The organism is Pseudomonas sp. NCHU5216 (assembly GCF_052156495.1).
Lineage (GTDB): Bacteria > Pseudomonadota > Gammaproteobacteria > Pseudomonadales > Pseudomonadaceae > Aquipseudomonas.
In genome coordinates this window covers 140176-152868 of the sequence record NZ_JBQLIX010000003.1, presented here as the reverse complement: position 1 = coordinate 152868, position 12693 = coordinate 140176, and the positions used below count along the sequence as shown (strand labels likewise).

Annotated in this window: 10 protein-coding genes; 7 read left to right on the top strand and 3 right to left on the bottom strand. The window is 63.1% G+C overall.

Annotated features, from left to right (window positions below):
- Positions 1-61 precede the first annotated feature (61 nt).
- Both ACSVIK_RS03795 and ACSVIK_RS03790 read left to right on the top strand, forming a co-directional pair.
- Positions 62-796, top strand: coding sequence for a DUF599 domain-containing protein (locus ACSVIK_RS03795; protein ID WP_442443042.1), 735 nt, complete (start codon positions 62-64; stop codon positions 794-796).
- Positions 793-1185: an MAPEG family protein gene (locus ACSVIK_RS03790; RefSeq protein WP_442443041.1), complete on the top strand. Its 393-nt coding sequence runs from the start codon at positions 793-795 to the stop codon at positions 1183-1185. Before ACSVIK_RS03795 ends, ACSVIK_RS03790 begins: the two co-directional genes overlap by 4 nt.
- A 193-nt stretch (positions 1186-1378) precedes the next feature.
- Here ACSVIK_RS03790 and ACSVIK_RS03785 read toward each other — a convergent pair whose 3' ends face one another.
- Positions 1379-1669 carry a hypothetical protein gene (locus ACSVIK_RS03785; protein WP_442443040.1) on the bottom strand — a complete coding sequence of 97 codons (291 nt, stop codon included), beginning with the start codon at positions 1667-1669 and terminating at the stop codon, positions 1379-1381.
- A gap of 271 nt (positions 1670-1940) precedes the next feature.
- Between ACSVIK_RS03785 and ACSVIK_RS03780 the strand changes: the two genes are divergently transcribed.
- From ACSVIK_RS03780 to ACSVIK_RS03760, 5 genes are all read left to right on the top strand, one after another.
- On the top strand, positions 1941-3182 hold the full coding sequence (locus ACSVIK_RS03780; RefSeq protein WP_442443039.1) for an MFS transporter: 1242 nt from the start codon (positions 1941-1943) through the stop codon (positions 3180-3182).
- Between the two features lie 139 nt (positions 3183-3321).
- On the top strand, positions 3322-5220 hold the full coding sequence (gene htpG, locus ACSVIK_RS03775; protein WP_442443038.1) for a molecular chaperone HtpG: 1899 nt from the start codon (positions 3322-3324) through the stop codon (positions 5218-5220).
- Positions 5221-5464: 244 nt separating this feature from the next.
- Positions 5465-9145, top strand: a complete 3681-nt coding sequence (locus ACSVIK_RS03770) for a PAS domain S-box protein (protein ID WP_442443037.1) — start codon at positions 5465-5467, stop codon at positions 9143-9145.
- Positions 9142-10143: an HD-GYP domain-containing protein gene (locus ACSVIK_RS03765; protein WP_442443036.1), complete on the top strand. Its 1002-nt coding sequence runs from the start codon at positions 9142-9144 to the stop codon at positions 10141-10143. The genes ACSVIK_RS03770 and ACSVIK_RS03765 overlap by 4 nt, the downstream gene beginning before the upstream one ends.
- 81 nt (positions 10144-10224) lie before the next feature.
- Positions 10225-11010 (top strand): dienelactone hydrolase family protein, encoded by a 786-nt coding sequence (locus tag ACSVIK_RS03760; protein ID WP_442443035.1) that lies wholly within the window; start codon positions 10225-10227, stop codon positions 11008-11010.
- A gap of 377 nt (positions 11011-11387) precedes the next feature.
- On the opposite strand, the gene ACSVIK_RS03755 is transcribed toward ACSVIK_RS03760, so the two are convergent.
- Positions 11388-12248, bottom strand: coding sequence for a pirin family protein (locus ACSVIK_RS03755; protein ID WP_442443034.1), 861 nt, complete (start codon positions 12246-12248; stop codon positions 11388-11390).
- Positions 12245-12646, bottom strand: coding sequence for an OsmC family protein (locus tag ACSVIK_RS03750; protein ID WP_442443033.1), 402 nt, complete (start codon positions 12644-12646; stop codon positions 12245-12247). The genes ACSVIK_RS03755 and ACSVIK_RS03750 overlap by 4 nt, the downstream gene beginning before the upstream one ends.
- Positions 12647-12693 lie beyond the last annotated feature (47 nt).

The window sequence follows — 12693 nt, the reverse complement described above, 5'->3', positions numbered from 1 at the left end:
TTGTCGAACCAGCAAGCTTGCGCTCCGGCTATAATTCGCGGCAGTCATACAAGGAGTTGGCATGCCCATCAGCAACACGCTTGTTCCCCATTTTCTCGCCGCGCTCTGGTTCGTTCTGTGCTGGGTCGGCTATACCCGCTATGCCTCCTGGAAGGGCCGTACCACACCTTGCCTGGCCAGTGTTCTGCACCTCTATCGCGAGGACTGGATGCGGCGCATGCTGCTACGCGAGAACCGCATCGCCGATGCCAACGTGATCGGCAACCTGGAGCGTAACGCCTCGTTCTTCGCCTCCAGCACGCTGATCATCCTCGCCGGTATTCTCACCGTGCTGGGCGCCTCCGACCGCGCCCTGTCGTTGCTGGCAGACATTCCCTTCGTGCAGCCGGTCAGCCGTGGCCTGTCCGAGATCAAGCTCTTGTGCCTGGGGATCATCTTCGTCTACGCCTTCTTCACCTTCAGTTGGTGCATGCGCCAGTACAACTTCGCTGCGGTGCTGGTGGGCTCGGCGCCCATGGTGGGTGAGCGGCACGTCACCGAGCCGGAGCGCAGGGCTTTCGCCGAACGGGCTGCACGGGTGATTTCCATGGCCGCCAACCAGTTCAACTTCGGCTTGCGTGCCTACTATTTCGGCATGGCCAATCTGGCCTGGTTCATCAACCCCTGGTTCTTCATGCTGGTCACCACCGGTGTGGTGCTGGTGCTGTATCACCGAGAATTTCACTCGGACGTGCTGGAAGTGATGGTCTACACCCCTACGCCGGCCGCCGAGGCGGCCAAGGAGAAAAGCGAATGACGATACCGTTCTGGTGCATCTTCATCAGCGCCTTGCTGATCTTCATCGCCAAGGCGCCGGTGGCCAAGGCCATGGCCGAGGAGGGGAGTGGTCGCTACGACAACCATCATCCGCGCGCTCAGCAGGCACGCCTGACCGGCTTCGGCGCGCGTGCCCTGGCAGCGCATCTGAACAGTTTCGAGGCCTTTCCGCTGTTCGTCGCCGGGGTGCTGATGGCTCACGTCAGTCAGACCAATGGGCTACTGGTGGATGTGCTGGCGATCACCTTCGTGGCCAGCCGCGTGCTCTATCTGCTGCTGTACTGGTGGGATCTGCACTGGCAGCGCAGCCTGGTATGGATCGTCGGTTTGGCCTGCAGCCTGCTGCTGATGCTCAGCCCGGCGCTATGAAACGAAAGAGGCCCGCAAAGCAGACCGTGTGAAAACGTAGCGAGCGAAGGTCAGGCAAGGCAAAAAACGGCGAAAAAGCGCAGTTTACGAGTTGTAAATGAGCATTTTGAGTCGTTTTTTAACGCAGCATGACCGAGCGCAGTAGTTTTCACACAGTCTGAAAGCGGGCCTCGTTGCATGCTTGATAGGGCGATCAATTGCCGTCAACGGCATCCTTGGCTTCGTCGCCGGCATCTTCGACGGCGTCTGCTGCGTCATCGGCTGCGTTCTGAATCTTCTCGCCAGTGGTGGGCTCGTTACCCAGGGCTTCGTTGGTTTTCTGCTCGATGGCCTCGCCGCTCTCCTTGGCAGCATCGCCGAGGTTCTCCATGGCTTCGGAGGCTGACTCCTTGGCCGACTCCATCTTGTCTTCCGGGGTCTTCTCGCAGGCGGCCAGACCCAGGGCGGTGGCAAGCAGCAGGGCGTAAGTCAGATGTTTTTTCACGATAGCACTCCATGTCTGAGAGTTATGGTGCGGGGCAAGGCCCATACGCAGTCCTTGGAGCCACCCGAATACAACGAAGTTCCCGGCGCTGGCCCCATCCAAGGTTGAGGGCGCTCGCCGTGAGCGGGTGGAGCCCAGAGAATTGCTGAAATCATCGACTTCTCGGTGGATTACCCAGGGGGCGGCCATTATCGTGGTGCCTGGTCGCAGGGCAGCTTGCTGCGATGATGCGCTCTGCCTGCGCAGGCTATAGAATACAAGGAATTGCTGGATGGATGCGTTACTGATTATCGGGGGCTTGCTGTTGATCCTGGCAGGCCTGGTTTGGCTGGTCATGCGGGCTTTCTCCACCAGCTTGCTGTGGGGCTGGGGCAGCCTGATCCCACCGCTGACGCTGCTGTATATCCTGCGGCACTGGGCCAAGGCGCGTAGCGCCCTGATGCTTGTGGGGCTGGGCATCATCCCGCTGGTGGTGGGCATGACGCTGTTGGCCAGCAAGGATGCTGACCGGCTCGCGGCCATCTTGCGTCTGGACTGGTTGCAGCCCGAGGTACAGGCGCCGCGCGAATTGGCCATCGATTTGCGGGGCAAACTCAACGGTTTGCCGTTCCAGCCGCAACAGGGCGAGTTGATCGAGGGTGTGCTGCGGCTGCGCGAGGGTATGGATTTCTTCGCCTTGCGCGAACTGACCATTCGCCTGCCGCAGCCGGTCAGCGGCCCGGTGCGCGTCGATGTGCTGCCACAAGACACAGGCACGCTGCCGGAGGTGGAACTGAGCTGGCTGCTGCCGGAGCAGGATCTGCCCGAGGCACGCCGCCTCGCTCGTGGTTATACCCTGCACCTGGATCTGCGCCCAGAGGCGCCGAACCGCCTGATCGGTGACTTTCATCTGGTGCTGCCGCCGCGTTTCAAGACCAGCCTGAGCGGCCGCGTGGAGCTGTACACGGATCGCCTGCGCTACCGTGACGGTCGGGTGGATCGCCGTTTCGATTCGCGTGACACCATCGCCTACGTGCTCCGTGACTACTTGCAGCGACGCTTCGCCACCGAGGCGGTGGAGCTGTCCAGGCTGCCGACCTTCAGTTTCAAGGGGGAACGCCTGGAGCTGGAGATCGAGGCACAGGTCGGTACGCGGCTCGAGCGTTTGCCGGTCACGCTGAACAAGGGCGCGCAGGGCTGGGTGGTCGAGGCCGATCACTTCCCACCCTTGCCGGCGACCAATGCCCAGCCGGTGGCCGAGAGACCCCAGGTCGTCGAGGAACCCCGAGTCAGCCGGCCGCTGGATCGTCGTGAGCGCTTCAGTCTGGCGCGTCTGCAGCGAAGCCCGGAGCTGTACCGTAATCTGCGCATGCGCCTGGTGCGGGCCAATGGCGGTACGGTGGAGGGGCGCTTCGTCGGCATCGACAGCGACGGCAGCATTCGTCTCAGTCAGCAGATGGGCAGCGGCGGCGGGCAGGCCAGCTTCAGCTTCGCGCCGGACGAGATCGGCCGCCTGGAGCTGTTGGAGCCTTAGCGGCACTCTGTTGCCGTTTCGCCGCGAGTGGTGTGCGAAACGGCAACAGACCCTAAGCCCTTGAAATCCATCGTACTGGCCCCATCTGTAGGTCATCCGCCGCCCGGCGGCTCAGACCAGCATGTGGAGTTAGACGACCATGAGTGTGGAAACTCAAAAAGAAACCCTGGGCTTCCAGACCGAGGTGAAGCAACTGCTTCACCTGATGATCCATTCCCTTTATTCGAACAAGGAAATCTTCCTGCGCGAGTTGATTTCCAACGCCTCCGATGCCGCTGACAAGCTGCGTTTCGAGGCGCTGGCCAAGCCCGAACTGCTCGAAGGCGGCGCCGACCTGAAGATCCGCCTGTCCTTCGACAAGGATGCCAAGACCGTCACCCTCGAGGACAACGGCATCGGCATGAGCCGTGATGAGGTCATCACGCACCTGGGCACCATCGCCAAGTCCGGCACCGCCGACTTCCTCAAGAACCTGTCCGGTGATCAGAAGAAGGATTCGCACCTGATCGGCCAGTTCGGCGTGGGCTTCTACTCGGCCTTCATCGTTGCCGACAAGGTGGAGGTGTTCACCCGTCGCGCCGGCCTGTCGGCGGCCGAAGGCGTGCACTGGTCGTCGCAAGGCGAGGGTGAGTTCGAGGTGGCTACCGTCGAGAAAGCCGAGCGTGGCACCCGCATCGTCCTGCATCTGAAGGCGGGCGAGGAAGAGTTCGCCGATGGCTGGCGTCTGCGCAACATCGTGAAGAAATACTCCGACCATATCGCCCTGCCCATCGAGCTGCCGAAAGAGCACCACGGTGAAGACAAACCCGCCGAGGTGGAGTGGGAAACCGTCAACCGCGCCAGCGCCCTGTGGACCCGTCCGCGCAGCGAGGTGAAGGACGAGGAGTACCAGGAGTTCTACAAGCACGTTGGCCACGATTTCGAGAACCCGCTGACCTGGAGCCACAACAAGGTCGAGGGCAAGCTGGAATACACCTCGCTGCTCTACGTGCCGGGCCGTGCGCCGTTCGACCTGTACCACCGCGAAGCACCCAAGGGCCTCAAACTCTACGTGCAGCGCGTGTTCATCATGGATCAGGCTGATGAGTTCCTGCCACTGTACCTGCGCTTCATCAAGGGTGTGGTGGACTCCAACGACCTGTCGCTGAACGTCTCCCGCGAGATCCTGCAGAAAGACCCGGTGATCGACTCGATGAAGTCGGCACTGACCAAGCGTGTGCTGGACATGCTGGAGAAACTGGCCAAGGACAAGCCGGACGACTACAAGACCTTCTGGAAGGCCTTCGGTCAGGTGCTCAAGGAAGGCCCGGCCGAAGACTTCGCCAACAAGGAGAAGATCGCAGGTCTCTTGCGCTTCGCCTCCACCGCGGGCGAGGGCGACGAGCAGAGCGTGTCGCTGGCCGACTACCTGGGCCGCGTCAAGGAAGGCCAGGACAAGATCTACTACCTCACCGGCGAATCCTACGCGCAGATCAAGAACAGCCCGCATCTGGAAGTCTTCCGCAAGAAGGGCATCGAAGTGCTGCTGCTCACCGATCGCATCGACGAGTGGCTGATGAGCTACCTGACCGAGTTTGACGGCAAGCAGTTCGTCGATGTGGCTCGTGGCGACCTGGATCTGGGCAAGCTGGACTCGGAAGAAGACAAGAAGGCCCAGGAGGAAGTAGCCAAGGCCAAGGAGGGGCTGATCGAGCGCCTCAAGGGTGCGCTGGGCGAGCAGGTGGCCGAGGTGCGTGTGTCCCACCGTCTCACCGATTCGCCGGCGATCCTGGCCATTGGCGAACAGGATCTCGGCCTGCAGATGCGCCAGATTCTCGAAGCCAGCGGGCAGAAGGTGCCGGACTCCAAGCCCATCTTCGAGTTCAACCCGGAGCACCCGCTGATCGAGCGCCTGGATGCCGAGCCCGACGAAGACCGCTTCGCCGACCTCTCGCATATCCTCTTCGATCAGGCCGCTCTGGCTGCCGGCGACAGCCTGAAGGATCCGGCTGCCTACGTGCAGCGCCTGAACAAACTGCTGGTCGAGCTTTCCGCCTGACTCCGAATGCTGGGAGCTTGCTCCCAGCCCGTTTCAAGAAACGCCGCGCTCCGTATTGGAACGCGGCGTTTTTATTGTCTAGGTTTATCGGCAAGACCGCTTCGTCAGCCGCACTTGCCCATTACCCAGGGTAGCTCCAGCGCCGGGCGCACGAGGTTTTTCTATCAGCCCCATAGATTGACAGGCCGAAGGTTGTCGGCTGTGATGGTGGCGCTTTGCCTTTAATTGCTCGGTTCGGGGTTCTATGGCGCTCTTCGATTTACTCTTCATCATGGGCGCGGATCCTGCCGTTCTGGTTCTCAGCAACTATGACCCCGGTCTGGTGCTGCTGTCGTTGACCATCGCCGTGTTCACCGCTGGCATGGCCCTGCAACTGGCTGGCGAGGCACGCGACAGTACCCAGCCCATGGCTCGCCACGTCACCATCCTCACCGGATCACTGGCGCTCGGTGGTGGCATCTGGGCCATGCATTTTCTCGGCATGCTGGCCTTCGAGCTGTGTGCCACCGTGCATTTCGACCTGGGCATCACCTTGCTGTCCCTGTTGCCCAGCCTGGGGGCTTCCTGGGTGGCGTTGAGCCTGCTGGCACGGCGTGATCTGAGCCTGCTGCAGCTCTGCGTAGGGGGCGTACTGGTCGGTGCGGGCATCGGCGCCATGCACTACAGCGGCATGGCCGCGATGGAGATGGCGCCGCTGCTGCGTTACGACCCCTGGATGTTCGCACTGTCGATCATCGTGGCTATCGCCCTGGCCATACTCGCCTTGTGGATACGCTTCGGCCTGGAGGGGCGACTACCCGCATTCTGGACCCTGGCCATCAGCGCCCTGGTCATGGGGCTGGCCATCAGTGGCATGCACTATACCGGCATGGCGGCTGCGCGTTTCGTCGGCACGCCCGAGTTCGCCGAACCGACGGGGGTGATGGACAGTGGCTATATCGCCGTTGCTATCACCCTGCTGACCGTTACCCTGACCGTCTGCGTGGTGGCCGTGAACACCTTGCTGCGTTATCGGCGCATGAGCCAGCAGCTCAAGGCCAGCGAACAGCATCTGCGCTCGATCTTCGACACGGCTCTGGATGCCATCGTCACCCTCGACCCTCAGGGCATCGTGCGTTCTGCCAATCACTCGGTCACGCGCCTGTTCGGCTGGGCGCCGCAAGAGCTGCTGGGCATGCATATGAGCACGCTGGTACCGCATCGCCTGGTGGAAAGCATCGAGGGCCTGCTCAGCGACTACCTGCGCACGGGGCAACTGTCCATGGCCAAGGGCGAGCACGAGCTGATCTGCCTGACTCGTGACGGCGAGGAAAAGCCGGTGCGTATCAGCGTTGGCATCACCCAGACCGGCAGTAACCCTCTGTTCGTGGTCTTCGTCTCCGATATCAGCGAGCGCCAGCGCATGGAGAAGGCGTTGCGCGAAAGCGAACTGCAATACCGCTCGCTGATCGGCAACATTCCTGGGGTGTCGTTCCGCTGTCTGCTTGATCGCGACTGGAGCATGCTGTTCATCAGCGACGCGGTGCAAACGCTGACGGGCTGGAGTGCCGAGGATTTCATCTCCCGGCGTTGCTCCATCGCCGATCTGTATCACCCGGATGACTACCAGCGCGTGGCCGATGAGGTGAACCGTGCCATCGAGCAACAGCGCAACTACACGGTGGAGTACCGGCTGTTCGACCGCGATGGCCGTGAGCACTGGATCTGGGAAAGTGGCAGTGCTGTGTGCGATGAGGAGGGCGTGGCGCGCTGGATCGATGGCGTATTGCTCGATCAGACCGAAACCAAGCGCCGCAACGCCGAATACGAAGGCAAGGTCACCGCCATCAGCAAGGCCATGGCCATGGTGGAGTTCGATCTCGATGGCCGGGTGCTGGCGATCAACGACAATGCTCTGGCGCTGTTCGGCTACTCTCGCGAGGAAGTGATTGGCCAGCCCCATGCCATGTTCTGCGACCCTGAGCTGGCGGCCAGCGAGTCCTACCGGCAGGGCTGGGAGGAACTGCGTGCCGGGCATTTCCGCATGGGCGAGTATAGGCGGCTTGGCAAGGGCGGGCGCGAGTGCTGGATCCAGGCCAGCTACAACCCGATTCTCGATAGCGATGGCAAGCCCTTCAAGGTGGTCAAGCTGGCCACCGACCTGACCCCAAGGCGCCTGATGGAGCAGGAACTGCGTGCCGCCCGTGACCGCGCCGAGGCCGCCGCCGCCGCACGCAGCAGCTTCCTGGCCAACATGAGCCATGAGATCCGCACCCCGATGAATGCCATCATCGGCTTTACCGAGCTGCTGCTGAATACCTCGCTGTCCGCCGAACAGCGGCGTCATCTGAAGACCGTGCATGACGCTTCGCGCTCGCTGCTGGGGCTGCTCAATGACATTCTCGATACGGCCAAGCTCGACCGCGGCGCCGTCGAGCTGGAGGCCCTGGACTTCTCCCTGCGCGAGCTGTGCGAACAGGTCTGCGCCACCCAGCGCCTGGCGGCCGAGAGCAAGGGCTTGCGCTTGTATCTGGATTACCCGGAAACGGTGCCGGAATTCTTCTGCGGCGACTCGCTGCGTATCCAGCAGGTGCTGACCAATCTGCTCGGCAATGCGGTCAAGTTCACCCTTGAGGGCGAAGTATGTCTGACCGTCTCTGGCGAACCGGAGGCGATGCGTCTGGCGGTGAAAGACACCGGCATCGGCATCGCCGCCGATCGTCTGGAAAGAATCTTCGACCCCTTCGCCCAGGCCGATGCCTCGATGAGCCGGCGCTTCGGCGGCAATGGCCTTGGTACCACCATCTCACGCCAGTTGGTTGAGCTGATGGGCGGCCGATTGCGTGTGGAGAGCGTCGAAGGGCAGGGCAGCTGCTTCAGTGTCGAGCTGCCCCTGCGTGCCGGCAAGCAAAGGGCATCGCCGCAGCACGTAGCATTACCGGAGTTGGGGCACCTGACCATTCTCGCCGCCGATGACGTGCCGCAGAACCTCGAGCTGCTGCAAATCAACCTGCAACGCCTGGGGCACCGCGTGCACTGTGTCGGCGATGGCGAGCAGGCGCTCGCCGCCTTCGCCGAAGGCAGCTTCGATCTGATTCTGATGGACGTGCAGATGCCCGGCATGGATGGCCTGGAAGCCTCGCGGCGCATTCGGGCGCTGGAGCTCGAACAGGCGCGCCCGGCCGTGCCGATCATCGCCCTGACTGCCAGTGTGCTCGACCATGACCGCCAGGCGGCGCTGGATGCCGGCATGAATGGCTTTGCCGCCAAGCCCTTGGACATGCAGGCACTGCTCTGGGAAATTGCCCGGGTGCTTGGCCTGACCCAGGTACCGGCCAGCGTCAGCCATCTGCACAACGGCGCTGGCCTGTTCGACTGGGCACGGGGCAGCCTGCGCTGGGGCGGCGCACTGCGCATGGCCGAGGCCATTCATGCCTTCGTCGCTGAACAGAAAGACCTGCCTGCGCATATCGATGAGGTGCTCGGCGCCCAGGACTGGCAGGCCGGCCGGGCTTTGGCGCACCGGCTGCGCGGTGTGGCTGGTAACCTGGCATTGACCGGCCTGGCGGAGCTGGCACTGCGCCTCGAACAGGGTTTCGAGGCCGAGGACGAGGCAACGCTGCGGGAGCTGGCCGGGCGTGTCGAGCAGACCTTGCAGGCCATCGCCGCAGCCGTACCCTTGCCGCCGGGCGGTCTGGCGCCGGTCACCCCTGTGCAGCCCCTCGACAACGCCACCTTGCGCCTGGCTGGCCTGCAATTGCGTCAGGCCATGCTGCGTGGCGGTTTGGACGATGCCGCCATGCAGATACTGGAGGGTGGCTGCAGCGATGTGGCGAGCGTGGCGCGCATCCGCCAGGCTCTGGACGATTTCGACTTCGATCTGGCACTCGCCGAGCTGAATGAACTGTTGCTGCAACTGCAGGACGAGGAAATACCCGAATCATGACCCAGACCAACGATACCCGTCCGCTGCTGCTATTGGTTGACGACGAGCCGACCAACCTGCAGGTGCTGCGCCACATCCTGCAGGACGATTACCGCCTGCTGTTCGCCAAGGAAGGGGCGCGTGCACTGGAAATGGCCGCGCGGGAAATGCCCGACCTGATCCTGCTCGACGTGATGATGCCCGGCATGGCCGGTTATGAAGTGTGCGAAACCCTGAAGGCCGACCCCTCGTTGCAGTCGATCCCGGTGATCTTCGTCACCGCCCTGGCCGATACCGATGACGAGGCCCATGGCTTCGAGGTCGGCGCCGTGGACTACATCACCAAACCGGTCAGTCCCTCGATCGTTCGCGCCCGGGTGCGCACGCACCTGTCCCTGGTGCGCCTCGACGAGCTCAAGCGCACGCGCCTGCAGATCGTCCAGCGCCTGGGCATGGCGGCCGAATACAAGGACAACGAGACCGGGCTGCATGTGATCCGCATGAGCCATTTCTCCAAGGTGCTGGCCCTGGCCGCTGGCTTCAACGAGAGTGCGGCGGAGGAGCTGCTCAACGCCGCGCCCATGCACGATGTCGGCAAGATCGGCATACCCGATGCCGTGCTGCGCAAGCCGGGCAAACTCGACGAGCAGGAATGGCAGATCATGCGCCAGCACGTCGAGATCGGCGCGCGCATCATCGGCGAACACAGTTCCGGCTTGCTGCGCACCGCCCAGCGCATCGCCCTGTCGCACCACGAGAAATGGGACGGCACTGGCTACCCCAACGGCCTCAGCGGCGAAGACATCCCGCTGGAGGGTCGCATCGTCGCCATTGCCGATGTGTTCGACGCGCTGACCAGCGTGCGCCCCTACAAGCAGGCCTGGCCGGTGGAAGAGGCCGTTGCCTTCCTGCGCGAGCAGAGTGGCCGCCACTTCGATCCGCGCCTGGTCGAGCTGTTCATCGGCTGCCTGCCGGAAATCCTGCAGATCAAGGAACGTTGGGCCGAACAGGGTGCCTGATCATTCTGTACAAGGTTGCGCGGCCAAGGCCTGGCCGACGGGCCAAGTGGCTCACCCATTTACCACTGAGGATGCTTACCCATGCAGAAGAAAACCCTGGCTCCGCTCCTGTGTGCCACGCTCGGTGGCCTGGCAGAGGCGGCGGTCGTGGCCAAGCCCATACCCTACGAAATCGACGGTGACGCCTTCGAGGGCGTGCTGGTCTATGACGATTCGGTCAGCACCCCACGCCCCGGTTTGTTGGCTGTGCCCAACTGGATGGGGGTGAACGAGGACACGGTGAAGAAGGCGGCGCGCGCCGCCGGCGACAAGTACGTGGTGTTTCTCGCCGACATGTACGGCAAGTCCATTCGCCCGAGCAATGCCGAAGAAGCCAAGGCCGCTGCCACGGCGGTGCGCAGTGATCGGGCGCTGATGCGCAAACGTGCCCAGGCGGCGGTCGAGGTACTCAAGGCGCAAAGCAGCGAGGTGGCGCTGGATGTCAGCAAACTGGGCGCCATCGGTTTCTGCTTCGGTGGTGGCACCGTGCTGGAGCTGGCCCGTTCGGGCGCGCCGCTGAAAGGCTTCGTTTCCTTCCATGGCAATCTGGATACGCCCAACCCAGCCGATGCCAAGAACATCAAGGCGCCGGTGCTGGTGCTGCACGGGGCGGACGACCCGGCCGTGCCGCAAGAGCAGGTCGACGGCTTCATCGCCGAGATGAAGGCGGCCAAGGCTGACTGGCAACTGGTCAGCTATGGCGGTGCGGTGCACTCGTTCACCAACCCCAAGGCCAACGTGCCGGGCTCTAATCAGTACCATCCGGTGGTGGCGGCGCGGGCGTTCAGGGCCATGAACGATCTGTTCGATGAGGTTTTTGCCGAGTAGTGACGCTCGTTTGGATGCCACGTTGAAGGCAAGGCTGTGCGCCCCCGGCGCAGCCTTTCATTCATGGGCATACTGGGACGCCGGCTGCTCGGAAACAGTACGCCGTTGGTGGGAGTATTGAGCGTGAGCCGTGGTGCCGAACTGGGCATGGCCCGGCGGACTGTTCGCTTAGGCTCCTAAGTCCGCCCTACGGCTGCCCTCATCAAGCACCGGGAATAACCGCAGGTTAAGGCGCGTGCAGAGCCTGCCCAGGAAGGCGAACGGAATCGTCGTGGAAGAGGTTGAGCAACAAAAGCCAGATGACCGGGCTGAGGGTTTTGGTTACTTTTGTCGGGCCGGCCATCCGGGCAAAAATTGACTCGCCTAAGGTGCCTATTTCAGCCTGGCAACTCGATCCGCGTGGTTTCCCCCTGCACCTGCGGCCAGTCGCCGGCGGCCCAGCGCTGACGCGCCTGGTCGATCAGCTCAGGGGTGCTGGCGACGAAGTTCCAGTTCATCCGCCGTGGGCCGATGGGCTCGCCTCCGATCAGCGCCAGGTGGCATTCGCCGCAGGCGCTGATCAGTGGCGTCTCACCGGTTGGGATCACGGCCATGGTATGGGCGGGCAGGGCCTCACCATCCAGTTCGGCTTCATTATCGATCAGATAGAGCGCACGCTCACTGTACTCGTCCGGGATCAGCAGGCTGGCGCCGGCGGCCAGGCGCAGCTCGGCGTAGAGGGTGGGCGAGCGTACCGGCACGGGTGATTCGAGGCAGAAACCGCTGCCGGCGATCAGGGTGATGCGTATCCCCATGGCCTCGCTGCGTGGCAGCGAGGCGGCAGAGTGATGGCTATAGCTCGGCTCGCACTGCTCCTCGCTTTCCGGCAGCGCCAGCCAGACCTGCAGACCGTGCAGGCGCTTGCTATGAGTCAGTTGCGCTGGCGGGGTGCGTTCGACATGGGCGACGCCGCGCCCAGCGGTCATCCAACTGACGTCACCGGGGGCGACCAACTGATCCGAGCCCAGGCTGTCCTTGTGCTGCAACTGGCCCTCGAACAGGTAGGTGAGGGTGGACAGGCCGATATGCGGATGCTGGGCGATGTTCATGCCGCTGCCGGCTGGGTAGTCCTGCTCCAGCATATGGTCGAAGAAGACGAACGGGCCGATGCTGCGGGCACGCGCCGAGGGCAGCGGGCGCAGGATCGGCTGGCCGGCAATGTCTTCGGCGCGTGGTTTGATCAGTTGCAGGCCGCTCATGCCGAGGCCCCGGCCAAGCGTGTTTCGATCTGGATATCGGTGCTGGTCATCAGTTTGTGGATCGGGCACTTGTCGGCGATGCGCAGCAGTTGCTGGCGCTGGGTCTCGTCCAGAGGGCCCTTGAGCGACAGCTCGACAATCAGGTGATAGTTACCCTCGCGTTCTTCGCTGTCGTCGCGCTCGACGCTAACGTCGATACCCTCCAGCGGCAGGCCGCGCTGGCGTGCATAAAGCAGCAGGGTCATGGCCTTGCAGGTGCCGAGCGAGGCGTCGAACAGATCGTGCGGATCAGGCCCGGCGCCGTCGCCGCCCAGTTCGGGGGCAACGTCGCCGAGCAGTTGGTGGGCGTCGATACTGATCTGTTGCTGCAGGCCCTTGCTGTTATGAATGCGGATCATGGCGCTTCCCGGAAGGCGTGACGGCAATGCCCGCAAGCCTAGCCCAG

Coding starts and splice junctions, on each gene's coding strand:
- ACSVIK_RS03795 (WP_442443042.1), top strand. CDS start 62: ATGCCCATCAGCAACACGCTTGTTCCCCATTTTCTCGCCGCGCTCTGG.
- ACSVIK_RS03790 (WP_442443041.1), top strand. CDS start 793: ATGACGATACCGTTCTGGTGCATCTTCATCAGCGCCTTGCTGATCTTC.
- ACSVIK_RS03780 (WP_442443039.1), top strand. CDS start 1,941: ATGGATGCGTTACTGATTATCGGGGGCTTGCTGTTGATCCTGGCAGGC.
- htpG (WP_442443038.1), top strand. CDS start 3,322: ATGAGTGTGGAAACTCAAAAAGAAACCCTGGGCTTCCAGACCGAGGTG.
- ACSVIK_RS03770 (WP_442443037.1), top strand. CDS start 5,465: ATGGCGCTCTTCGATTTACTCTTCATCATGGGCGCGGATCCTGCCGTT.
- ACSVIK_RS03765 (WP_442443036.1), top strand. CDS start 9,142: ATGACCCAGACCAACGATACCCGTCCGCTGCTGCTATTGGTTGACGAC.
- ACSVIK_RS03760 (WP_442443035.1), top strand. CDS start 10,225: ATGCAGAAGAAAACCCTGGCTCCGCTCCTGTGTGCCACGCTCGGTGGC.
- ACSVIK_RS03755 (WP_442443034.1), bottom strand. CDS start 12,248: ATGAGCGGCCTGCAACTGATCAAACCACGCGCCGAAGACATTGCCGGC.
- ACSVIK_RS03750 (WP_442443033.1), bottom strand. CDS start 12,646: ATGATCCGCATTCATAACAGCAAGGGCCTGCAGCAACAGATCAGTATC.